This window comes from Bacteroidales bacterium (assembly GCA_012517825.1).
Classification (GTDB): domain Bacteria; phylum Bacteroidota; class Bacteroidia; order Bacteroidales; family JAAYUG01; genus JAAYUG01.
The window spans coordinates 17,121-41,646 of the sequence record JAAYUG010000154.1 but is presented as its reverse complement, the minus strand read 5'-3'; the positions used below and the strand labels follow the sequence as shown (position 1 = coordinate 41,646).

Here is a 24,526-nt window from a genome sequence, read left to right as displayed (position 1 = left end):
TTTTCCCGGTTCATTTCTTATCTGATTTTTAATGTTACAATTGTTAGAACTGCCAGGAGTATCTGCACAATCCAGAAGCGCGCAACAATTTTGGCTTCAGGGTATCCCAGCATCTGATAGTGATGATGCAGCGGTGCCATTTTGAAAATGCGCCGCCCCTCTCCGTATTTTTTCCGTGTATATTTGAAATATCCCACCTGCATCATTACAGAAAGGCTTTCGACGAAGAAAATTCCGCAGAGTATAGGAATCAGCAGTTCTTTGCGGACAATAATGGCAAATACGGCAATAATACCCCCCAGGGTCAGACTTCCGGTATCGCCCATGAATACCTGAGCGGGGTAAGTATTGTACCAGAGAAAGCCAATGAGGGCACCGATAAATGCCCCCATGAATACCACCAGCTCGCCGGCATTGGGTATGTACATTATATTAAGGTATCCGGCATAAATAATATTACCCGACAGATACGCAAAAATGCCAAGGGTAAAACCAATAATGGCTGATGTACCTGTTGCAAGGCCATCAAGGCCATCCGTCATATTGGCGCCGTTGGAAACAGCCGTTATAATAAAAATTACGGCAAGGATAAAAACAATCCAGCCCGCTATTTCTGCATTTTTACCGGCAAATTTCACCAGCGATGCATAATCAAACTCATGGTTCTTTACAAAAGGAATGGTTGTTTTTGTTGTCTTTACAGGTTTTGTAAAATAAATTCTTGTAACTGTTTCACTTCCCGGGCTTCTGATCTCCCTGTACACGGGAAGACCATCGCTGCCCCGCACTTTTTCCCGCACAACTGCCTGCGGACTGGTATACAGAACCACTCCGACGATAATTCCCAGAATGACCTGGCCCAGAATCTTAACGCGACCTGCAAGCCCTTCTTTGTTATGCTGGAAAACCTTTATATAATCATCGGCAAATCCGATCATACCAAGCCATACTGTTGTTATGATCATCAGAAGGATGTACACATTGGTCAGATTGGCAAAAAGCAGAACAGGAACCAGAATGGATATAATAATGATAATTCCTCCCATGGTGGGAGTACCTTTCTTCTGAAGCTGGCCTTCCAGCCCCAGGTCGCGTACCACCTCCCCGATCTGTTTCTTCTGAAGCAAGCGAATGATACGCTTGCCGATAAATAACGAAATCAACAGGGATGTGATAATAGCCAGAGCAGACCGGAAAGACAAATAGCCCCATAAGCGCCCCCCTGGAATATCAACATTTTGTAAGTGTTCAAACAAATGGTACAACATAATTTTCTTTCATTACTCAATGATTCCGAAAGCTTTTTTCACCTCCTCCATGTCATCAAATGGGTATTTAACTCCCTTTATTTCCTGATATGTTTCATGTCCTTTACCGGCTATAAGCACCACATCTCCCGGATGTGCCATAAGACATGCTGCCCGGATGGCCTCTGCCCTGTTCACAATGCTGATTACTTTGTTCCTGTCAGAAGGATCGATTCCACTTATAATTTCTTCGATAATCATTTCAGGGTCTTCGCTCCGCGGATTATCGGAAGTAACAATGAGCCGGTCGCAGAGTGATGCCGCAATACGGCCCATTTTTGGACGCTTTGTTCTGTCCCTGTCTCCTCCTGCCCCGATAACACCAATTATCGCATAGGGTTTGGAGCCTCTTATCTGCAACAAGGTTTCCAGAACATTTTTGAGAGCATCCGGCGTATGTGCATAATCCACAACAACCATCCTGCCATCGGGAGCACGGAGGCGTTCAATCCTGCCCCTCACTCCTTCCATCTGGCTCATTTTTTCCAGAACAACCCCGGGTTCTTCACCCAGCAGAACAGCTGAAGCATAAACAGCCAGGAAATTGTATGCATTGAATTCTCCGACCAGACGTGTCCAGACTTCCTGCTGACCGATTTTCAGAAGCATACCCTCCATATGGCTTTCCAGAATCCGCGCATGAAAATCCGACGGACTTTTCAAAGAATAGGTTTTCCTGTTGGCTTTCGTATTCTGAACCATCACCAACCCATTGCGGTCATCCTTGTTTACCAGAGCAAAGGCCGATGAAGGAAGTTCATCGAAAAATTTTTTCTTGGCCTGCAAGTAATTGTCAAATGTCTGGTGATAGTCGAGATGATCATGGGTCAGATTGGTGAATACCGCCCCTGAAAAATCAATGCCTGCAATCCTGTTCTGATGGGCGGCATGCGAGCTGACCTCCATAAAACAGTGGGTGCAGTTTTCCTGCACCATCTGGTGCAAAAGGCCCTGCAACTGAACAGGATCAGGTGTAGTATGCGTTGCAGGAAGCACTTTCTCTCCGACATAATTGCAGATGGTCGACATTAAACCGGCTTTGTAGCCCAGTGCATTGAACAAACGGTACAGCAAAGTAGCTGTGGTCGTTTTGCCGTTGGTTCCGGTTACACCTACTATCCTGAGATGATGGGAAGGATTTCCGTAAAAATCAGAAGCCAGCAGTCCCGGAGCCATCGAAGTATCAGGAACCTTTATCCAGGTAATTTCCCCGGAAGCATCTTCGGGTAATCTTTCGCACACCACAGCTGTAACCCCCTGCCGTATCACCTGAGAAATAAACGTATGCCCGTCATACTTTGTGCCCCTTACGGCAACAAAAAGATCTCCCGGCCCGGCATTTCTCGAATCCGTAACAATCCGGCTAACAGGAATGTCAAGGTTTCCGGATACCGTCTCAATACGAAGTCTGCCAATTATGTCGCGTAATATTCTCATCCTATTGACTCATTTCAAGCTGAACTGTTTCACCTTTCTGAATTCTTACCCCCGGCTGAGGCCATTGATTTACTACTGTTCCTTTTCCTGTTACAGTTACTTCCAGACCGTAGTTTTCAAGAATATACAATGCATCCTTCAATCCCAGACCTTTGACATCAGGCATCAGGTTCCGGTTATATAGTTTCCCGAAACAGAGCACTTTATCATCCTGTTTCTGGGTGATGACCCAATGCGAAGAAGCATCATTTCCTTTTTCTACCGGAATATCAAGCTCATCGAGTACTTTTTCCAGTTCCGGCCAGTAACCGCCTTTGGTATAAGGGGGTTCAACCTTATCGAACCATCCGATTTTCTCTACTTCATTATCGACCGCAATTCGTGTGGCATAAATTTTCTGGGCAATCTCCCTGAACACCGGACCGGCAACTACATTTCCATAATACACGCTGTTCGACGGGGAACTGACCCAGACAATACAGCTATACTTTGGGTCCTCGGCAGGAAAATATCCCACAAACGACGCCAGGTATTGTTTCCCGTAACCAAATTTCTGATTAGCAATCTGCGCGGTTCCGGTTTTTCCGGCAATTTTGCATGAGGCATTTCTCAGATTCATCGCTGTTCCGCTGTCCACGACTCCTTCGAGCATGGCACGGGCCTTCTTCAGCGTTGACCTCGAACAAATGGACGGATCAATCACCTGCGGGCTGAAGCGCTTTATGGTTTTCCCTCTCTGACGAAGCTCTTTGACAAACATGGGCCGCATCATACGACCGCCGTTGGCAACTGCATTATAAAATGTCAGAATCTGCAGGGGAGTGAGCCGAACTTCGTATCCGTGCGCCATCATGGCCAGAGAAATGCCCGACCAGTACTTTGTTCCCGGATAACGGATTTCCGGCCTCCCCTCTCCTTTGAGCTCAATTCCCAACGGTTCATTTAAATGAAAATGATAGAGGCGATCAACAAAATCCTTTTCCCTGTTTTTGTAAAGCCTTGTAATGAGCTTTGCCATTCCCACATTGGAGGAATATTCAAACACCTGTTTAACGGTAATGAGTCCGTACCCTTCATCATGGGCATCCCTGATCTCTTTGTCGTATATCCTGAATTTTCCCCTGCCGGTATTCACCGTATCGGTTAATTCAACCAGATGATCCTCAAAAGCCGCCATCAGCGCAGGCAGTTTAAAGGTGGAACCGGGTTCAGAGCTTTCACCGATGGCATAATTGTAAACTTCTCTGTAACGGCCAAGTTCATCCAATCCCAGATTGACCATGGCCCTGATTTCTCCGGTACTCACTTCCATTACCACCACAGTGCCATGATGCGCCTTGTGCAGTTCCAGCTGTCGCCTGAGAGCGGCTTCTGCAAGGTCCTGAAGATTGATGTCGATGGTGGTAACCACGTCCACCCCATCTTCGGGTTCCACCTGATCTCCGCCGCTGATAGGCATCCAGAGCCCTCCCGGAATCCGCTGCATGAGCCTTACACCTTCCTTCCCCCGGAGGTATTCGTCGTAAGCTCCTTCAATTCCCACAATGTTCCCCTCATCACTTTTGGTTATGTATCCTACGGTCCGGGCTGCCAGATCACCATGCGGCATGAAGCGGATGTTATCCTGAAGAACAATCAGCCCGCCTTTGTATTGACCCAGACGAAACAAAGGAAACGTTTTCAGCTGGTGCAATTCATCATAATTCACTCTGCGTTTCAGCAAATGAAATCTTTCTTTATTCCGGCGTGCTGAAACCAGCTCGGCCTTGTACGATTCCTTGCTTCGGTCGCGGAAAAGACGCGAAAGACAATAACTGAGCGAATCAATGCTCTTATGAAACATAACATCATTGATGGCCGATGAAGCCATATCCACCCTGATCTCATAATACGGCAGGGAGGTAGAAATAATCCGTCCGTCTTCAGAAAGAATGTCTCCCCGCTGAGGCGTAATGATCATGTTTTTCCATGCCAGTTTTTCAGCTTTTTCGCGCCAGATATTGCCTTCAGCCAGCTGGAGATATACAATCCTGCCAATAATAGCAATCCCTCCCAGGAGGAATCCGAAATAGATTACTCCCACTCTCCACAAAATGTCCTTTTTAATCTCCGCAGCCATACTTACTTTTATCTATTTCAGTACCCTGGGGGGCGTTACTGATTCTTTCAGGTCAAGGCCCTTTTCCTGAACCATTCTGGCAACCTGCGACTGCCGCGACATATTCATCAGTTCGGCCGCAATGGTTATGGAATGCGCCCTGAGTTCCCTGATTTCAGCCTGCAGTTCATTCACCTGGCGGGTTATTCGCATTGCGTTGTACCGGTTGGCAATGTAAAGCACCCCCAGTATAGCCAGAAAGAGAATGAACGGAAGTTGCCTGACAACTGCCTGTCGGGTAAGGAGAGTCCCGTCAATAATTTGTTTGAAACTGAAACTTTTCAGTTCCTCATCAACAACGGAGGATTTCTCCTTTGTTTCCCTGTCTTTTTTCTGGTCTGTTGTATTCATTTTTATATTCTTTCTCCGGTTCTGAGCTTAGCACTGCGTGCACGGGGATTGGCAGCTATTTCCTCCTCAGTTGGCTTGACTGCATGAGAACCTATTGGCCGGAAAGGCGCAACAGGATTTCCGTATAAATCTTTTACCACTTCACCCCTCACATTGCCTGCCCTGATAAAATGCTTCACCATCCTATCCTCAAGGCTGTGGTAGGAGATGATGACCAGCCTTCCTCCGGGTTTTATCCATCGCGGTGTTTGTTCCAGCATTTCCGCCAGGCATTTCTGCTCCTGATTGACTTCCATTCGCAGAGCCTGATAGACTCTTGCCAGGAAACGATTGGCAAGATGGGCGGGAATCAGACCTTCCAGGCACTTATTCAGCTCTGCTGTCGTCTGGATAGGCCTGACGCCGCGGGCCTTTACAATTGCCCGGGCTATGGATCCTGCTTCGCGCAATTCCCCGTATTCCCGAAAAATTGTTCGCAGTTGTTCTTCACTAAGCGTATTTACCAGATGAGCGGCACTCCGGTCGCCATGCAGGCTCATGCGCATATCAAGAGGCCCGTCACTGCGAAAGGTAAAACCACGTCCCGGTTCATCAAACTGATGCCACGAAACACCCAGATCGGCAAAGATCCCATCAACTGCTTCAATTTCGAGATAGCAGAGAAAATGGGAAAGAAATCTGTAATTGGCCCGGAAGAAATAAAACCTGTCTTCATCCGATATGTCAGGTCGCACATCAGGATCCTGATCAAAAGCAATCAGTTTCCCCTTCTTCAGAGCCTTCATTATCTCCCTTGCATGACCCCCACCACCGTAAGTTAAATCGACATAAACCCCATCAGGCTTTATGTCAAGTGCCTGCATACTTTCTGAAAGCATGACAGGTTGATGGTAGCTCATCTATGGGATATTATTGTTACTCTGATCTCCTCCCATAATTTTTTCTGCCAGGCGGGCAAAATCATCCGGTGCCATCTTCCCGTACCTGCCGGCAGCCCATATTTCAATCTTGCCCAACTGCCCTGCCAGTATTACCTCCCCTTCAATACCCACTTCATCCAGTAACCGGCGGGGTATGAGCAAACGATTATTTCCGTCAAGCATTATCTCGGCAGCCCCTTTGTAAAACTCCCTCACAAAACGGTTATGCTCCGGATTGTATGGATTAATGCGGCTGCGGATAATGGTATTCTGACGTTCCCATTCCTCCAGAGGATACATCACAAGACAGGCTTCATAAATATCTTTTTTAACTACAAAAGAATCATTGGAAGCCGGCGACAACTGCTTCTTGAAAGCAGCAGGAAGCATGATCCTGCCCTTTGCGTCAACCTTGCAATGATATTCTCCGATAAAGGAATTCATGATCTACAGTCTGGAGTGTAAAATTATAACATTTTTCTCCACTTTTTACCACTTTTTGCCATTTTTTACCACTTTGTTAATAACTTTTCATCCGGGAGTATTTCACTTCATCAATCAGGCTGTTTATCAATCATTTGTACCTGAGCTTGGTTCTGTAATCAGGAATGTCTCAAAACCTCACCTTCAGAAATCGCCGGCAGGAATTGAATGTACCGATTGGTCAGTAACTAATGTCAATTAATTGATATATAAATAATTAAAAATGATAAGCCTTCCTGAAGAACACCAACCCGGCACGTGTGATATTGGTCATATAGTATGGTTTTGCAGAATACGGCGCGCATTTTTTCAGAAGAAACATTTTCCCGTCTGAACTTTCCCACCCGTATCAGTTTTTGTTAAATTTGCTTTCTGCATTTTTATGCTCCTATGAACTCTGACGGATTAGAACCAGGTATACAGTTTGTTGATGTACAAAAGGTTTTTCATCAGAAAAATCCAAGGCTGGCGCCTTTGATTCCCGGTTTTGTTTACCGGTTTATAAAAAATATTGTTCACGAAGATTACATCAATGAATTTTTACGTAAACACGGGCATAAGCAAGGGCTGGAATTCATAGAAGCCATAATTGCCGATTTCAATGTAACTACTGAAATTATTGGTGAAGAAAATCTTCCTCCGCAGGGAAGGTTCATATTTGCAGGAAATCATCCCCTTGGGGGGTTCGACGGAATGGTCCTGATGCATTTTCTTGGGAAGAAATATCCGGAGGTGAAGTTTCTGGTGAACGATATTCTTATGAACATCAGGAATCTGGAACCGTTGTTTGTGCCCATCAACAAGCATGGCCCGCATGGAAGGGATGCAGCACGAAAGATGGATGAAGCCATGCGTTCCGAAGCCCAGATTCTCACTTTCCCATCCGGGCTGGTTTCCAGGCGTATAAAAGGAAAAATTGAAGACTTACCCTGGAAGAAGAACTTTATTCAGAAAGCAGTTCAATATCAGCGCGATGTAATTCCTTTCCATTTCAGCGGGCGGAATACCTCCCATTTTTATTTTCTGGCCAACCTGAGGAAGTTTCTCGGCATCAAATCAAATCTCGAAATGTTTCTGCTTCCTGACGAAACATACCGGCACAGAAACAAAAAACTCACCCTGATTTTTGGAAAGCCCATACCATGGAGAATGTTTGACCACACAAAATCACCGCAGGAGTGGGCTACCTGGGTCAGGAATATTGTCTATTCCCTGCCGGAAAAAGAAAGGATATAAATGCATTACTTTTGAAGCTAAATCAATTTGTCAGATAGTATCATGAAACCCGGATGTTTTACAAACACAAACACATCGATAATAAAATGACGAACATGTGGGTTCCATCATACCATTGAAAATCAATTTTATTATGATGAAAGAAATTATTCCTCCGGTCGAAAAAGAACTACTTCTGCAGGAACTTACCCCGGATAAACTCAAGTGTGAAACCAACTATGGGCACAACGAGATCTATATTTTCACAGCCCATGATTCCCCGCATCTGATGCGTGAGGTAGGCCGGCTCAGGGAACTCAGCTTTCGCAGGGCAGGCGGTGGAACCGGGAAAGAATGTGATATTGATGAATACGACACAGCGCCTGATCCCTATCATCAGCTGATTGTCTGGGATCCCAAATTCAAGGAAATTCTGGGAGGGTATAGGTTTTATATCCCGCATGAAGGAGAAAGCGGTGATTCCATTGCATCAAAGCTGGTGACTTCCCATTGGTTCCGTTTCTCCGATAAATTCAAGCAGGAATACCTGCCATATACCATCGAACTGGGGAGGTCATTTGTGCAGCCTGCCTACCAGTCAACCAATCCCCAGCGGGCACGGAAGGGCATTTATGCGCTCGACAACCTCTGGGATGGTTTAGGTACATTGATTGTGGATCATCCGCACATGAAATATTTCTTCGGGAAGGTCACCATGTATCCCTCGTTTAATAAAGAGGCCCGTAACCTTATTCTGTGTTTTCTCAATAAGTTTTATGGCGACAGGGAAGGACTGGTAAAACCCATCAAGCCTCTGCCGATGGATTGCAATGTTGAAGAAATGGAACAGGTATTTTCAGCACCCACCGTGCAGGAAAACTACCGGATTCTTGTGAAGAAAGTAAGGGCGCATCATGAAAATATTCCTCCGCTCATCAGCGCCTATATGAGCCTTTCCCCCACACTTAAAGTGTTTGGCACGGTAATCACCGAAGACTTCGGAAATGTGGAGGAAACCGGCATTATGATTACCATAAAAGACCTGTATATTGAAAAAGTTGAACGGCATGTATCCTCCTATAAACGCTGGAGATACTACCTGAGTCGTGACAAGTTCTTCCCTCAGTAAGCCCTTTGATTGCGGCCTTCCATGAAATTAATGAAGGACTTATTTACTACTTTGTTTCCGCCGGGGGTAGGATAATCGCCGGTAAAGTACCAGTCGCCTGTATGATTCGGGCAGGCTTTGTGCAGGTTTTCTACTGTCTGATATACAATGCACACATCGGCTTTAATGTCCTCTGTTTTCAGCAGTTCGGCAATTTTTGCCGAAATTTCTTCCTCGCTGAAAGGGGCATAGATCTCCTTTACATAATTCACGATCTCTTCTTTCGGCTTGTGCTGCTGTTCTTTGCATTTACGGTACACCTCATTCAAAATCTTATGCTGTCCTGTATCCTGCAGTAATCTGACAGCAGCGCGGAATGCGATGAAATCACCCAGCTTGGCCATATCAATTCCATAGCAATCAGGATACCGGATCTGGGGCGAAGATGAAACCACAACAATCTTCTTTGGGCCCAGCCGGTCAAGTATCCGCAGAATGCTCTTTTTTAAGGTAGTTCCCCGCACTATGCTGTCGTCAATGATCACCAGGTTGTCCACGCCCGGTTCCAGTGTACCGTATGTGATATCATACACATGTTCTACCAGATCGTCACGTCCTTTGTCCTGGCTGATAAATGTCCTTAATCTGATATCCTTTATGGCAACCTTTTCCACCCTTGGCTTACGGTACAAAATAGCCGCCAGTTCCTCCTTGCCAGGCATCTGGTTGCGTCCGTTAATGTTTCCGAACGTCTCTTCCAGCATGTAGCGCTCGATCCCTTTGATCATTCCATAGAAGGCTGTTTCAGCTGTATTGGGTATATAGGAAAACACCGTATGATCCAGGTCATAGTCAATCGCCTTCAGTATGGAGGGTACAAGCAGTTCTCCCAGAGTTTTCCTCTCCCGGTAAATATCACGGTCACTGCCCCGCGAAAAATAGATTCGTTCGAAGGAACAGGATTTCTTTGGTTTGGGTTCACGGACCTCAGAAAGGAAAACGTCCCCTTTCTTTTTAATTATCAATGCATTACCTGCGGGAATTTCATAAACCTGTTCATAAGGCACGTTAAAGACAGTTTGGATTACGGGACGTTCTGAAGCAACAACAGCTACTTCATCATCCTTATAATAATAAGCTGGTCTGATACCCCATGGATCGCGCATAACAAATGCATCGCCATGACCTATCATTCCGATAATGGCATAACCCCCGTCCCACTTTTTGCTCGATTCTCTGAGAATATAGGAAACATCAAGGTTTTCTTCGATCAGAAATGATATTTCCCGGTTGTTGTATCCCTCTGCCTTGAACTGATTGAATTTTCTCTGAACCTCCGTATCGAGAAAGTGCCCTACGTTTTCAAGAATGGTAACGGTATCTGAGAAATCCTTAGGATGCTGGCCCAGATCAACCAGAATGCTGAAAATTTCATCCACATTGGTCAGGTTGAAGTTTCCGGCCATAACCAGATTCCGTGAGCGCCAGTTATTCTGCCGCATAACCGGATGCACGTAATCGAGCGTATTTCCCCCGAAAGTTCCGTAGCGAAGGTGCCCAAGATACAATTCGGCCGCAAAAGGTATATGGCTTTTTACATACGTAACATCCGACATCAGATCCTGGTCCTTCTTTTCCAGCTTGCGGTAAGTTTTGGATATCTTTCTGAAGACATCATCGATGGCATTTGGTTCAATCGACCGGTGCCTGAAAATATAAGGCATGCCCGGGTCCATATCAAACTTCACGGCCGCAACCCCTGCTCCGTCCTGTCCCCGGTTGTGCTGTTTTTCCATCAGCAGGTACAACTTATGCAAACCGTACAGCCAGGAACCATATTTTCGCTGATAGTACTCAAGAGGCTTAAGTAGCCGTATCAGGGCTATTCCGCATTCGTGTTTGATCAGTTCGCTCATACCTCTGCCTGTTGCGGCAATATGTTAATCAGAAATTTTCACAAAATCATTCACAATGAATGCATACGGGTAGACTTTCTTTATCGCTTCATATGCTTTCAATGCTTCACTTCGAGTAAGAAAATCACCCACATAAATTTTCCAGTAAGGCGCTACATAGGAAATATACACATCATATTGCTCAAAGTGCTTCAGAAAACGGGCCTTTTCAGCAAACATTTTCTGGCGGGCCGACTGGGATCCGTCGGAAAAAATTCGGATACGATAACCCGGAAACCCTTGCTTTTGCTGCAACGAAGTCTGGTAGCATACATAATTTACCAGGGTATCAAGCTGAGCCGGGGTTATAATCTCTATTTTGCCTTTTGACAAATTGTTGTTGCGCAGATCACTGAGAAAAGCTGAATAGAAATCGTTCCCGGTGCTTCCCTGAGCCAGACAGGAAAATGAACCTGCCATACAAAGGATTATAAGAACAAAACTGCGCACACTTTCTTTTTTGGAATCACAAAGGTAATACAAATCCCTCTTATCTTATCTTCTCTTTCCTTCCCTCCTGTCATTTCCCTTCTCCTTACCATAAGTCACCTGAACTGAAATAACCGGACAAACCGCGGTTCTGTCAGAACAAGTTCAAAAGCCGTAATGATTCCCGGAGTAGTTTTCAGCCGGGCAATGATATTTTTCAGAAAATCAGCAGGAACCTCTCCGGCAATATACAGGAAATAATCGATGTTCTTGTATTTAGGCAAAAGATACCCATTTTCTGAATGATTGCTCACCAGAAAATATTCCAATAATGCATCCTGATCGGAATAACCATAGCAGGAAAACCCGGTTTCATTTTCCGTACCGGCCGAAACAGGAACAATATGATCGGATGTTTTGCGCAACTGAATTTTCAGCGATGAATTCACCAGCCAGGAAACACGGTAATCAGGCTCATGGGAGGAAACAGCAATCAAATGAAGCTGTTCCGGTGTATTATCTTTAAGCACATGTGACGTACGAGGCATAAAAGGCCTGTTAATGAAAAACCAGATACTGGTAATATGCTATTTCTGCCGCATTTTGTTCTGCTTCCTTTTTTGAGGAACCGGTTCCTTCGCCAAGTATTTGATCGCCAAGTCGTACACGGCTGAAAAAGGTGGGGACTTTGGTTTCTTCCTGATAGATTTCCTGTGTTTCAATACAAACATCTTTTTTTTCTTTCTGCGCCCATTCAATTACGCGGCTCTTAAAGTCAGCCTCCTGCGAGATCAGGGCTTCCAGATCAACATATTTGTAAAGTACACGTTCAAGAACGAATTTTCTGGCCCGCTGAAATCCTCTGTCAAGATAAACGGCACCTACCAGAGCCTCCAGAGCATCGCCATAAACATTTTTTACTCCGTTCCCATGTTCAGTATTGGAAACCAGTAATTTATGTATGCCCATTTTTTCCGCAATCTGATTAAGCTGGGTTCTCTTGACAATACGGCTCCTTAATTTTGAAAGGAACCCTTCATCCTTATCCGGGAAACTGCTAAAGAGAAAATCGCTGATAATAGCATCGAGCACAGCATCACCCAGGTATTCGAGCCGTTCGTTGTTCATGACCTCCCCGTCAGGCATGCGTATGGAAGCAGAACGGTGGATAAATGCCAGTTCGTACAGCGACAGGTTTCCCGGTCGGAAACCTGTAATAGGTGGCAACTGATAAAATAGTCTGCGTTGTAGGTCCGTTTTTCTTCGAAAACGGGTAAAAATAGGCTTAATCACACGAGAATTCAGGATAGTTTTCCAAAGACTACACTAACGTTATGCCCTCCAAACCCGAAGGTATTGCTGAGTGCATAGCGGATGTCACGTTGCTGAGCTTTATTGAAGGTAAAATTCAGTTTGTAGTCGATGTTCGGGTCTTCGGTGGTAAAGTGCATGGTGGGTGGCACCACGCTATCGCGTATGGCAAGTATGGTGGCAATAGCTTCCACCACACCGGCAGCCCCGAGCAAATGCCCCGTCATAGATTTCGTGGAACTGAGATGCATCTTATAGGCATGGTCCCCGAACACAGCTTTAACGGCTGTTGCTTCGGCCACATCGTTCAAAGGAGTGGAAGTACCATGCATATTGATGTAATCAATCTGCTCAGGTTTCAGTCCGGCATCCTGGATGGCCAGTTCCATAACCTTTTTTGCACCCAACCCTTCAGGATGCGGAGCTGTCAGATGGTATGCATCGGCTGTCAGCCCGGCACCCATCAATTCACAGTAAATACGGGCACCCCGTTTTCTGGCATGTTCATATTCCTCAATAATCAATGCACCTCCTCCTTCGCCCATAACAAAACCATCGCGCGTACCGTCAAAAGGACGGGAAGCTGTTTTATATTCCTCATTGCGGGTGCTCAAAGCGTGCATGGCATTAAACCCTCCGAGACCAGGTTCGTTAATGGCTGCTTCGGAACCGCCTGCAATGATGATATCGGCTTTCCCCAGCCGGATCAGCATTAATGCTTCCGCTATGGCGTTATTGGAAGATGCACAGGCCGATACCGTTGTATAGTTCGGCCCCCTGAAATTGTACTTTATCGAAATATGACCGCCAGCTATGTCAGCAATCATGCGGGGTATAAAGAACGGACTGTACCTGGGGGTCCCATCACCGCCCAAATACCCGCGCACTTCCTGCAAAAATGTTTCTATCCCGCCAATGCCTGATCCCCAAATAACACCGGCACGGTCATGGTCAATATGCTCCAGATCCAGACCGGAATCAAGAACCGCCTCATGGGCACAAACAAGGGAAAACTGGGAAAACAAATCCAGCTTCCTGACTTCCTTCTTGTCGATGACCTGAGTGGGATCAAAATTTTTTACCTGGCAGGCAAACCTGGTTTTATATTTGGACGTATCGAAACGGGTAATAAGCTCACAACCACTTACCCCGTCAATAATGTTTTTCCAAAACTCGGGAACATTATTTCCAACAGGTGTAACCGCCCCCAGGCCAGTAACTACCGCCCGTTTCAACTCCATAAATCCAGGTTTTGGAATTTATTTCTTAACGTTTTCTTCAATGTACTTAATAGCTTCTCCTACCGTGCTGATCCCTTCGGCTGCATCGTCAGGAATGCTCAGATTGAATTCCTTTTCGAATTCCATGATCAGCTCTACCGTGTCAAGAGAATCAGCTCCCAGATCATTGGTGAAGCTGGCTTCGGGCGTAACTTCACTTTCGTCAACACCCAGTTTGTCAACAATGATTGACTTTACTCTTGAAGCGATGTCAGACATAATTGTAAGTTTTTAGTTAATACTTCGTTTGTTTTTACCGCTGCAAAGAAATGCAATTCCTGAAAAAAAACAAAAAAAATCCCTTTGGCCCTTCAAAATTACTGTATTTTCTTTGTATTTTGACCGCTGAACTCAATCATGAAACGCAAAAAAATTGTGCTAAAACTCTAATTATGAATAATATAGCCATATTCGCCTCAGGATCAGGAACAAACGCCGAGAACATCATGCGCACCTTCCAAAATCACCCGTTCATTAAGGTGAAACTTGTCCTGTCAAATAAAAAGGATGCCAAAGTACTTGACCGGGCAAGAAAATTCAACGTCAGAACGCTGGTATTCAATAAGGAAGAGCTTTATCACACCGACATTGTTCTGCAAACCCTTCAGAATGAACAGATCAGTTTTATCGTACTTGCAGGCTTTCTGTGGCTTGTTCCGGAAAAGATCCTCCGACAATATCCCAACAAAATTATCAACATTCATCCGGCCCTTCTGCCTGCATACGGTGGAAAAGGCATGTACGGAGAGAAAGTTCATGAAGCGGTCATTGCCAATCATGAAACTGAGTCGGGCATAACTATCCATTATGTGAACAGTGAATACGACAGGGGAGAAATTATTTTTCAGGCCCGCTGTCCGGTCTTTCCTGACGATACACCGGAAACACTGGCAGAAAGGGTTCACCAGCTTGAATACAGGCACTATCCTGAAGTGATTGAAAAACTGCTTAGTAACAAGAGCTCATCATGAGATTTCCGGGTTGAATTTCAGCCTCTTATGCGGTCAAATCCCTCCCCATATACTCCCATCACCTCAGCAAGTGACATAAACGCTTTGGGGTCAACCTGACGTATGATTTTAAATACGTCATTCACTTCATGCTTACGAACCAATACCAGCAAAACTTTCTGGTCTTCCTTTGTATACCATCCCTGGCCATTGACAATGGTTACCCCTCTGTGAACCTCAGTGGCAATGCGCTCAGCGATTTGTTCATAGCGTTTCGAAAAAATGAAAAGCTGGTACGACTGCCTGGCTCCGGAAATGACAATGTCAATGGTATAAGCTGTAACGGCCATAACGACAAAGCCAAAAACCACCTTTTCGATGGATCGGAAAACCAGAAAGGAACTGGAAATAATGACGATATCGCATAAAAGAATTACACGACCCGGACTCATATTCCGGTACCTGTTTACAATCATGGCAATAATATCGGTTCCTCCGGTACTACCCCCCTGGGTGAAGACAATCCCTACTCCCGCGCCGGCCATAAACCCGCCGATTACCGTTGCCATAAAATCGTCATGCACAATCGGATTTTTCAGTATTCCCTGAAGAAAGGAAAAAAGAATTGACAGAACAATAACCGAATAAATGGTTTTCACTCCGAAAGAAGCTCCCAGAAGCCGCATGGCAATCAGAATGAGGATTACATTGATTGCCAGGTAGCTTACACCCATTGGAAACCCTGTGGCAAAATAAATAATAGCAGCTATACCGCTGACCCCACCTCCTGTAATATCAGCCGGAATAAGAAAGAGAACCCATCCCAGGGCATTTACCAGCAGACCCAGGGTAATGATCAGATAGGCTTTTACTTCTTTTCGTATGGTATTTACTATCCCCATTAAACCACCACATTAATGATCTTACCCGGCACAATGATGATTTTTTTCGGTTGCTTCCCTGAAAGCCATTTTTCTGCGGCAGGGTCGGCCAGCACTGCTTTTTCAATTTCCGGAGCAGGCATATCCAGCGGAAGGTTCATTTTGAACCTCAGTTTCCCGTTGAATGAAACGGGGTATTCAAAACTATCCTGCACAATATAGGTTTCATCGTAAGCAGGAAAAGCAGCATCACAAACTGTGCCGCTTTGGCCCAGCAAATGCCAGAGTTCCTCAGCAATATGCGGGGCAAAAGGTGCAAGGAGAACGACCAGAGGTTCCAGAATGGCTCTTTTGCGGCATTTCAGGTCAGATAACTCATTCACACATATCATAAAGGAACTTACTGCCGTGTTGAATGAAAAACGCTCAATGTCGTCCCTGACTTTTTTTATGGTCCGGTGCAAAATGGCAAGTTCCTGCTTCAGAGGGGCCTCCTCGGTAACCTCAAATTCGTTTTCTCCGTTATGAAAGAGCCTCCAGAACTTCCTCAGAAATCGGTGTACCCCGTCAATTCCATTGGTATCCCAGGGCTTAGACTGTTCCAGAGGGCCGAGAAACATTTCGTACATGCGCAAGGTATCGGCACCGTATTTTTCAATGATTTCATCCGGATTGATCACATTGTACATCGATTTGGACATTTTCTCTATTGCCCAGCCGCAAACATATTTTCCGTCTTCGAGGATGAATTCTGCCGAAGCATATTCAGGGCTCCATTTTTTAAAGGCATCAATGTCAAGTATATCGTTTTCAACCAGATGAATATCGACATGGATGGCCATCACATCGTACTGATCTTTCAAACCGTATGAAACATAGGTGTTGGTTCCTTTGATCCTGTAAACAAAATTGGAACGCCCCTGGATCATTCCCTGATTAATCAGCTTACGGAACGGTTCATCTTTGCATACATACCCGAGGTCATAAAGAAACTTGTTCCAGAACCTGGAATAAATAAGATGGCCGGTTGCATGTTCTGTGCCTCCGATGTACAGGTCAACATCCTGCCAGTAAAGATTGGCTTCGCGCGAAACAAGAGCCTCCTTGTTATGCGGATCCATGTAGCGGAGGTAATAGGCCGAAGAACCCGCAAAACCAGGCATGGTACTTACTTCATACGGATATCCTTCCGGAGTATGCCAGTTTTTTGCCCTGGCCAGGGGAGGCTCTCCCTTTTCCGTAGGAAGATAACTCTCAATTTCAGGTAATACAAGAGGAAGGTCCTTTTCGTCCAGCGGGTAAGGAATACCGTCTTTGTAATAAATCGGGAAGGGTTCACCCCAGTATCGCTGGCGACTGAAGATAGCATCCCTGATCCGGTAATTTACCTTTTTCACACCCAGGTTTCTTTTCTCCAGTTCTGCAGTAACCCGTTTAATTGCTTCAGGAACCGGAAGACCTGTTATAAAATCACTGTTCATCACCCTGGCCTCCCAGCTGTCGAAAGCCTCTTTTTCCACATTGCCCCCTTCAATTACCTGAACAATGGGCAGGTGAAATGTTCTGGCAAATTCCCAGTCGCGCTGGTCGTGTGCAGGAACAGCCATAATAGCCCCTGTACCGTAACCGGCCAGTACATAATCACTTACCCAGATGGGAATTTCTTCACCGGTAAAAGGATGTATGACATAACCTCCTGTAAAGACTCCGGTTTTCCGGGTATCGGCCATCCTTTCCCTTTCGTTTCTGCGCTTAACCTCCTCGAGGTAGGCCTCTACTTTCTGTTTGTGTTCAGGGGCAGTAACCTTCCGCACCCACTCACTCTCAGGAGCCAGTACCATGAACGTAACCCCCCAGAGGGTATCCGGACGTGTCGTAAACACAACAAGAGGTTCGCCGACTCCCTTAACGGGGAAATAAATTTCAGCACCTTCGCTTCTTCCAATCCAGTTGCGCTGCATTTCCTTTAGCGAATCGGTCCAGTCAATGGTATCAAGTCCGTCCAGAAGGCGCTGGGCATAAGCAGAAACTCTCAGCAGCCACTGCTTCATCTTCCTTTGCTCCACCGGATGGCCGCCACGAACAGAAAATCCGTCCTTTACTTCATCATTGGCCAGAACCGTACCCAGAGCCGGACACCAGTTGACCATGGCTTCCGAAAGGTAGGCAATACGGTAATTCATCAGCATTTCCTGCTGCGACTTATCATCCATCGAATTCCATTCTTCAGCCGTAAACGGTGGATGCTCATTACAGGCGGCCTGAACCCGTGAACTGCCGTGCCTGCTGAATTCTTCCACCAGCCTGGTAATCGGCTCCGCCCGATCGGTCTCCTTGTTATACCAATGGTGAAACATTTGCAGAAAAGCCCATTGGGTCCACTTGTAATAGGAAGGATCGCATGTGCGAACTTCCCTGTTCCAGTCGTATGAAAAACCAATCTTGTCAAGCTGCTCACGGTAACGTGCAATATTCCTTTCGGTGGTAACAGCCGGATGCTGCCCGGTTTGAATGGCATATTGCTCAGCCGGCAGACCAAACGCATCATATCCCATGGGATGCAGCACATTGAATCCGCAATGGCGTTTGTAGCGCGCATAAATATCCGAAGCAATGTACCCCAATGGATGACCTACATGCAAACCGGCACCCGAAGGATAAGGAAACATGTCAAGCACATAATATTTGGGCTTTGCCGGATCAACTTCCACCTGGTATACATGACTCTTGTTCCAGAATGACTGCCACTTCTTTTCTATTTCCCTGAAATTATAATCCATAGAATTCTGTTTCTTGACAATGAACCGACAAAAGTAAAAAAAATCAATTCAGTGTGTAAAAACTAAGAAAACGAGAAGATGTCTACAGACTCCGTCTTTCATTATTTCCAGCCAGCCCTTACCGGTCGGCCGGCTGGCAACATACACCAACTGATTGATAAATAATTAATTAAAACTAAGAAGAAAGAACTTTTTGCTTATTCTGCCTGTTCCCTTTCTGTCGCGGCAGATTCCTTACCGCGCACTACCTTATATAAATACAGGTAATCCTCCACGGAAATAAGCCTGAGAAAGTCCCCTTCGAGAGGACGGCAGGAAACCACAGCTCTGATATTTTTCAAGGAAGAATCCGATAAAAGAAGGCCTGGGTTATCCTGAACCTTCCGGTTCAAAAGCACTTTCCGGTACCATTCATATATTTGGTCGGCCCGTGTCGGCACAAACCGGTAAACAACAAACGGTTTTCGTTCCGATATTCTGGGTATTGAAAGAATATTATCCGGATCTTCGCATAGCAACAAAAATTCATCCTCCCGGTTGATTTCCCGTTTAATATCTTCAGCAATTGTGCGGGCAATCTGAGCATGCCTTTGATCGGTTTTTCTTTTCCCGATCCTTCCGCTGATAAGAAAACCGTACGAAACGATCAGTACCAGTAATACAACAAGGCTGTTTCCGGTTATCCTGCCAATGAAATCTCCCGGAACCTTTGCTTTCTTTCTGACAAACTCCGAAAGAAGGATAATCCCTTCCAACTGGAAGAGGAACATGGCAAGTCCATTGCCGCGGAAGGGATAATACTTGAGGAAATAGCCCTGCTTGTCAAACAATGCTATACCAAGACTAACAAATACCTGGGACAAAATGATAATCAGAAGCAAATTCAGCCGTGATAAGATCCCTGTTTTCCAGGATCTGCCAATAAGCAAAGCCGCCACGAAAACACCTGCGGCAAAAATCACCCTCAGAAAGTGACGATGAAAAAAATAGGAACTGGAGGCAAATAAACCAATATGATGAGGGTTTCTGAAAAAAACATATATATAATTGGTATTGATGCCGTTTACAATGGGTGAATTGTTTTTTATCAGTCCCGAATAGAGATAAAAAAGAAGCGGCAAAAACAGCAGAAGAAAGATGCCTGCCAGCATGATAACTTTTTTCACACTGGTTTTCCTCAGCAGAAGGTAAACAAAAAGGTAGAATGCCCACCAGCCACCGGCAAGAAGGTGCCAGTAAACCGCGATTATGGCAAAGATGACAGAGGGTAAGTATTTTTCTCTGAGCAGAAAATAAAGAGAAGCCAGTACAAAAGCATAACTGATGGTCTTGGATTCCAGCGGGCCAAAAATCCATTCACCGGCAAACAGGGATTGCTGTGGAAGATAAAAAACCGGAAACCAGATAAGAAAAGCAATATTTGAGATACCTGTCATACGCAGGATTCCTGCCAGGGGAAAAGCCACCAGAATATAACTTATCAGCCTTCCCCAGAAAGCAACCTGTTCAAATGAGAAATGCTGAAGAAAGAATCCGGTAATCCATTGAAAAAGGATCCGGGAGCCGGGAAAATCTTCAAATACGTCCGTACCGGCCATCCATGAAGGATCGTAGAATTTACGGGCATAGCCAAGGTATTGCTCTTCATTTCCGTCCAGCACAAAACCAAGAAAATAGATACTCAGGACGAATACCACCCAAACCGCAGGATGCACCTTATTGATAAAGGAAATAATCCTTGCCGACCACTTCATAGTGCCTCAGTCGATATATTCTTCCCGAACAATAAACAGTGGCCGCCGGCGTGTTTCATCATAGATGCGCACCATATATTCACCGATAAGGCCCAGCGCAACCAACTGAACTCCGCTGAACAGCGATATGAAGATAATGAGCGTGGTAAAACCTTGTGGTACGTCGCCGTAAACGTATTTTTTCACCAAAGTAATTATAATATAAACAATGGATATAACGACCACTGCCAGCCCCAGCCGGCTGATCAGACGAACCGGATATTCACTGAAACTGAAAATTCCATTAAAAGCCAGGCGCAACAGTTTTCTCAGCGTATATTTTGGTTCTCCCCCCTGCCGGCGGTCCCTGTCGTATTCAAGTCCGATCTGCCTGAATCCCAGCCATGAACGAATCCCCCGGATATACAGGCTTTGCTCCCGCATTGTAATCAGATGCCTGACCACCGTATTTCTCATTAGGGCAAAATCCCCGCTGTCAAGGGGAATATAGATATTCGACATCCGTTTAAATATCCTGTAATAGGCCCAGTACACCATTCTTTTCGGAAAGGACTCCTTTCTCTTTTTTCTTACGGCATACACTACATCGTATCCTTCTTCGGCCCTGGCGAGAAAATCGCCCAGCAGCTCCGGCGGATCCTGCAGATCACCGTCCATTACGGCTACAAACTCTCCCCTGGTGTAAGTGAGTCCGGCAAAAATTGCCGCCTGATGACCAAAATTCCTTGACAGAGAAAGAACTTTGAACCGCTTCTCCTGAGCATGGTAGTGCTTAAGTTTCTCAAGGGTTGAATCCACGCTTCCGTCATCAACACATATAATTTCATAATCGGAGGTGAGGTTATTCAACGCCCTGGTAGTCCTTTCAAATAACTGATCAATCAGTATTTCCTCATTATAAACCGGTATTACCAGCGAAAGTTTTGGCATCTTTACGGAAATAAGCAAACAAAGATAATATATGCGTTCAAGCTGACAAAATACCTGCTCCCCTGAATCTTATGGAACTCTTCCTTTGTCTTACCGCTGCATCCAACTATTTTCCGTCCATTTTGTACCTTACTTTTCTTTTTATTAATTTTGCATCGCTATTGGTCCCGTAGTTCAATTGGATAGAATATCAGATTCCGGTTCTGAGGGTTGGGGGTTCGAGTCCCTCCGGGATCACGAAAACACAAGAGGGAGTCTCATCTGAAACTCCCTCTTTTTCATGTAACCAACCTGTTACCAACCAAAACTAACCTAACTACTAACCTAACTAACCATTTAACCTGTTTTTTTAACCTTTTATTATTAGACGCAAAAAAGGGAAAAATATTGCGGTATATATCTCTTATTTAACAACCTTTAACATCTTTAACGTATCGGGAGACAAAAAGTTTAACTTTTCCATAAATAACTGAAAATGATAGATAAATGTCTTTTTATTATCCATTAAATTGCTTTCCCTTCAGAATCTGAACTTTGCTTTATATTTTTGTGTGCATGAGAAAAAGACTACCGGCCGGCACCTACCTTTTTATCCTGGCGGTTATTACGGGAACAGCCTATTTTATTAATCTGGGATATAACGACATATGGAATCCGAATGAAGGATTTTACGCCGACGCCGTCCGTCATCTTCTTCAAAACAACAACCTGCTCGATTTTTTTTTCAATAATGAATACCGGTTCAACAAACCGCCCGTGACCTATTGGGTAATTGCTCTGAGTTGCCGGCTTTTCGGACTGAGCGAGTTTTCCATCAGGCTACCGATTGTTCTTCTGGCACTAGGAACCTGTTTTTTCACCGGCAGTATAAGCGGCATGCTTTTCGGGAAAAAAACCGCCCTGTGGAGTGGCCTGGTTATGGCAGTAAGCTTTCAGTTTCTCATCAATACCCGCTATGCTGCCCCGGAAATCCCCCTCACCTTCTTCTTTACGCTTACCATGTACTTTTTTGTCAGGTTTATTGTATACCGCAAGCCATTTGCTCTGTGGTCGGCCTGGATATCGCTCGGAGTTACAATGCTTGTTAAAGGATATCCGTACCTGATTATTATTACGGCCATCATGGCATCCTATGCATTCTTCAGCACGGGCAGGAATTTCAGGAACTTCGTTCATGAACTGAAACAGTACAGAATTTTGACCGGAATTGTAATTTCACTGCTAATTGGCATGAGCTGGCCTTTTTATTCATGGATAAAATTCGGAAACGATTTTCTCCATGTGCTGGACACGGAAACTACCTACCGTGCATTTCGTTACCAGGCAGACTGGTTCCGTGATCTTTTCTTTTTCCCTTTGGTCATGCTCTGGGGATTTTTGCCGTATTCCCTGGTCTTTATCCCGGTTGCAATTGCCTCCGCAGCCAGAGCTGACTACCGGAGGGAACTGCTCTTTCCATTTGTCTGGGGAGCTATTATACTTATGGTTTTTACCATAGCACGGTTCAAACTGCCGACCTATTTTATTCAGGCCCATCCTGCCATGGCGGTTGTCACAGGCTGGTACCTTGGCCAATCACGGTTTTCGTTTGGATTTGAACGGTGGATAAAGCGTTTGGGCATTTTCCTGCCCGGCATGGTCTTTATAATGGTCTTTCTGGCCGCCATGTCTCTGTTAAATACCGGCCATTATTATTTGTTACTTCTCCTTCTGCCTGCTTCAAGCCTCATTTTGTCTTACAGAAATAGCGACAAACGCTGGATTCTTGGCACTTTTCCTCTAACCGCCCTGGTAGCATTATTTCTGTTGTTCACTGCCTCCGTACTACCTTCCTTGGAAAAAGTGAGGCCATATAAAGAAATTGGAGCAGCCATCCGGTCCCGGTCGGATGGAAAAAACAGTTATGTTTATCTTGAGAACCGTTTTCTTCATAATCTTCCATATTATAGCCGACAGAAAACAGCTGCCATCAGTTCCGGTGCCCTGCAAAAAATTTCCGTCCAGGTTCCTTACTTCCTTCTTGCCGAGGAAAAGGATACCATGGCAGTGGCTCAGGGATCGACCCTCTGGAAAGGAATTGTGTATAAAAAAAACTCCGAGGCGGCCTTTTTCCCCTTTCTGCTGAGTTATTATCATTATCTTCACGGTGATAGTTCAGGCTTCAGAAAATATCGACTTCTGATGGTTTTTCCGGGTAAAAACATACTTCCTCAAGGTTATCCTGAAAGAGAATAACAGGTATGGAAAAGATTTCCATAATTATACCGGTTTACAACGAAGAGGAGAATATTGTTCCTCTGACTGAGGAACTGCATAAGGTGCTTCAGGGTTATGATTTCGAGATCATTTTTGTTGACGATGGTTCGGTTGACCGCACAGCGGAGAAAATACAATCTCTGAAAAAGAAAAACATTACCCTGATTGAATTCACGAAGAACTTTGGACAGAGTCTGGCCATGGCGGCCGGTATTGATTATGCAAAGGGAGAATTTATTGTCACCATGGACGGCGATCTTCAGAATGATCCGGCCGACATACCTGAGATGTTGAAAAAACTGAAAGATGAAGGATGGGACATGGTTACCGGATATCGCCAGAAGCGAAAAGACCCTTTTTTTTCAAGAATATTGCCCAGCCAGATTGCCAACTTTATCATCCGTATGCTTACAGGTGTTCACTTCAGGGACTACGGATGCACCCTGAAGGTTTTCCGGGCCGACCTGGCAAAGAAGATAGAGCTGTACGGAGAACTTCACCGGTTTATTCCCGTGCTGGCAGCATTCGAAGGAGCACGCATCACGCAGATGCCGGTGAACCATCATCCCCGGCATTCAGGCCGTTCGAAATATGGGATCGGAAGGACTTTCCGGGTTATGAGCGATCTGTTGCTCATCCTTTTTTTGAAAAAATACTTTCTTCGGCCTATGCATCTCTTTGGCACTACAGGTGTCATTGTCCTTCTGGCAGGGGTCCTTATTAATCTTTATCTGTTAGGAATGAAAATTCTGGGAAACGATATCTGGGGGAAACCGCTCCTGTTTCTCGCAATTCTCCTTGTTATCGGAGGCATCCAGCTGATTACCATCGGTATTTTCGCCGAGTTTCTTATGCGGATTTATTTCCGTTCATCTGATAAACTCCCATACAGGATCAAAAAGATAACGACAGGAAAACAGGAAGAATAAACCCGGATTTCGCCTCAGGCATGAAAATAAACTAATGCATGGCCGGTTAAAATTTAGAGCCAGCCTGGGCTAGTTGCTTTGAAATGATGTGA

General features: G+C 45.2%; 21 protein-coding genes and 1 tRNA gene. 6 read left to right on the top strand and 16 right to left on the bottom strand.

Features of this window, described 5'->3' with window-relative positions; all coding sequences use genetic code 11:
- Window positions 1-17 precede the first annotated feature (17 nt).
- The 6 genes from GX419_10895 to GX419_10870 are packed head-to-tail and all read right to left on the bottom strand — an operon-like array spanning window position 18 to window position 6,617.
- Window positions 18-1,268, bottom strand: coding sequence for a phospho-N-acetylmuramoyl-pentapeptide-transferase (locus GX419_10895; GenBank protein NLI25199.1), 1,251 nt, complete (start codon window positions 1,266-1,268; stop codon window positions 18-20).
- A gap of 12 nt (window positions 1,269-1,280) precedes the next feature.
- Window positions 1,281-2,744 carry a UDP-N-acetylmuramoyl-L-alanyl-D-glutamate--2,6-diaminopimelate ligase gene (locus GX419_10890; protein NLI25198.1) on the bottom strand — a complete coding sequence of 488 codons (1,464 nt, stop codon included), beginning with the start codon at window positions 2,742-2,744 and terminating at the stop codon, window positions 1,281-1,283.
- A 1-nt stretch (window position 2,745) separates the two neighbouring features.
- Entirely contained in the window at window positions 2,746-4,863 is a 2,118-nt protein-coding gene (locus tag GX419_10885; GenBank protein ID NLI25197.1) for a transpeptidase family protein, read from the bottom strand.
- Window positions 4,864-4,875: 12 nt separating this feature from the next.
- Window positions 4,876-5,253 carry a hypothetical protein gene (locus GX419_10880; GenBank protein ID NLI25196.1) on the bottom strand — a complete coding sequence of 126 codons (378 nt, stop codon included), beginning with the start codon at window positions 5,251-5,253 and terminating at the stop codon, window positions 4,876-4,878.
- Between the two features lie 2 nt (window positions 5,254-5,255).
- Window positions 5,256-6,152 carry a 16S rRNA (cytosine(1402)-N(4))-methyltransferase RsmH gene (gene rsmH / locus GX419_10875; protein NLI25195.1) on the bottom strand — a complete coding sequence of 299 codons (897 nt, stop codon included), beginning with the start codon at window positions 6,150-6,152 and terminating at the stop codon, window positions 5,256-5,258.
- Window positions 6,153-6,617, bottom strand: a complete 465-nt coding sequence (locus GX419_10870) for a division/cell wall cluster transcriptional repressor MraZ (protein NLI25194.1) — start codon at window positions 6,615-6,617, stop codon at window positions 6,153-6,155.
- 429 nt (window positions 6,618-7,046) lie between these two features.
- Here GX419_10870 and GX419_10865 point away from each other — a divergent pair, with 429 nt between their 5' ends.
- Window positions 7,047-7,892: a glycerol acyltransferase gene (locus GX419_10865; GenBank protein ID NLI25193.1), complete on the top strand. Its 846-nt coding sequence runs from the start codon at window positions 7,047-7,049 to the stop codon at window positions 7,890-7,892.
- A 130-nt stretch (window positions 7,893-8,022) separates the two neighbouring features.
- Window positions 8,023-9,000, top strand: coding sequence for a GNAT family N-acetyltransferase (locus GX419_10860; GenBank protein ID NLI25192.1), 978 nt, complete (start codon window positions 8,023-8,025; stop codon window positions 8,998-9,000).
- Here GX419_10860 and GX419_10855 read toward each other — a convergent pair.
- The 6 genes from GX419_10855 to GX419_10830 all read right to left on the bottom strand — a co-directional run bounded on the left by GX419_10855 (window position 8,994) and on the right by GX419_10830 (window position 14,173).
- Window positions 8,994-10,895, bottom strand: a complete 1,902-nt coding sequence (locus GX419_10855; GenBank protein ID NLI25191.1) for an amidophosphoribosyltransferase — start codon at window positions 10,893-10,895, stop codon at window positions 8,994-8,996. The two genes, GX419_10860 and GX419_10855, sit on opposite strands and share 7 nt — an antisense overlap.
- Window positions 10,896-10,919: 24 nt before the next feature.
- Entirely contained in the window at window positions 10,920-11,354 is a 435-nt protein-coding gene (locus GX419_10850; GenBank protein NLI25190.1) for an SPOR domain-containing protein, read from the bottom strand.
- 125 nt (window positions 11,355-11,479) lie between these two features.
- Complete coding sequence (locus GX419_10845; protein NLI25189.1) at window positions 11,480-11,911, bottom strand: IPExxxVDY family protein; 432 nt, start codon at window positions 11,909-11,911, stop codon at window positions 11,480-11,482.
- A gap of 10 nt (window positions 11,912-11,921) precedes the next feature.
- Entirely contained in the window at window positions 11,922-12,590 is a 669-nt protein-coding gene (gene rnc, locus GX419_10840; protein NLI25188.1) for a ribonuclease III, read from the bottom strand.
- A 74-nt stretch (window positions 12,591-12,664) separates the two neighbouring features.
- Window positions 12,665-13,915, bottom strand: a complete 1,251-nt coding sequence (fabF, locus tag GX419_10835) for a beta-ketoacyl-ACP synthase II (GenBank protein NLI25187.1) — start codon at window positions 13,913-13,915, stop codon at window positions 12,665-12,667.
- A gap of 18 nt (window positions 13,916-13,933) precedes the next feature.
- A complete protein-coding gene (locus tag GX419_10830) occupies window positions 13,934-14,173 on the bottom strand; it encodes an acyl carrier protein (protein NLI25186.1) in 240 nt (79 codons plus the stop codon).
- A gap of 173 nt (window positions 14,174-14,346) precedes the next feature.
- On the opposite strand from GX419_10830, the gene purN reads away from it, so the two are divergent.
- Window positions 14,347-14,925, top strand: a complete 579-nt coding sequence (gene purN / locus GX419_10825; protein NLI25185.1) for a phosphoribosylglycinamide formyltransferase — start codon at window positions 14,347-14,349, stop codon at window positions 14,923-14,925.
- A gap of 17 nt (window positions 14,926-14,942) precedes the next feature.
- Here the strand turns inward: purN and GX419_10820 are convergent, their stop codons facing one another.
- The 4 genes from GX419_10820 to GX419_10805 form a co-directional block, all read right to left on the bottom strand.
- Window positions 14,943-15,806, bottom strand: a complete 864-nt coding sequence (locus GX419_10820; protein ID NLI25184.1) for a YitT family protein — start codon at window positions 15,804-15,806, stop codon at window positions 14,943-14,945.
- Window positions 15,806-18,565, bottom strand: a complete 2,760-nt coding sequence (locus tag GX419_10815; GenBank protein ID NLI25183.1) for a leucine--tRNA ligase — start codon at window positions 18,563-18,565, stop codon at window positions 15,806-15,808. Before GX419_10815 ends, GX419_10820 begins: the two co-directional genes overlap by 1 nt.
- Before the next feature lie 197 nt (window positions 18,566-18,762).
- Window positions 18,763-20,319 carry a hypothetical protein gene (locus GX419_10810; GenBank protein ID NLI25182.1) on the bottom strand — a complete coding sequence of 519 codons (1,557 nt, stop codon included), beginning with the start codon at window positions 20,317-20,319 and terminating at the stop codon, window positions 18,763-18,765.
- A 6-nt stretch (window positions 20,320-20,325) separates the two neighbouring features.
- Window positions 20,326-21,249, bottom strand: a complete 924-nt coding sequence (locus GX419_10805) for a glycosyltransferase family 2 protein (GenBank protein ID NLI25181.1) — start codon at window positions 21,247-21,249, stop codon at window positions 20,326-20,328.
- Window positions 21,250-21,412: 163 nt separating this feature from the next.
- Here GX419_10805 and GX419_10800 point away from each other — a divergent pair.
- The 3 genes from GX419_10800 to GX419_10790 all read left to right on the top strand — a co-directional run bounded on the left by GX419_10800 (window position 21,413) and on the right by GX419_10790 (window position 24,434).
- Window positions 21,413-21,486, top strand: a tRNA-Arg gene (locus GX419_10800).
- 318 nt (window positions 21,487-21,804) lie between these two features.
- Entirely contained in the window at window positions 21,805-23,484 is a 1,680-nt protein-coding gene (locus GX419_10795) for a glycosyltransferase family 39 protein (GenBank protein ID NLI25180.1), read from the top strand.
- 5 nt (window positions 23,485-23,489) lie between these two features.
- The gene (locus GX419_10790; protein ID NLI25179.1) at window positions 23,490-24,434 is read left to right on the top strand and encodes a glycosyltransferase family 2 protein; all 945 of its coding nucleotides are present in this window, start codon (window positions 23,490-23,492) and stop codon (window positions 24,432-24,434) included.
- The last annotated feature ends 92 nt before the right edge of the window (window positions 24,435-24,526 follow it).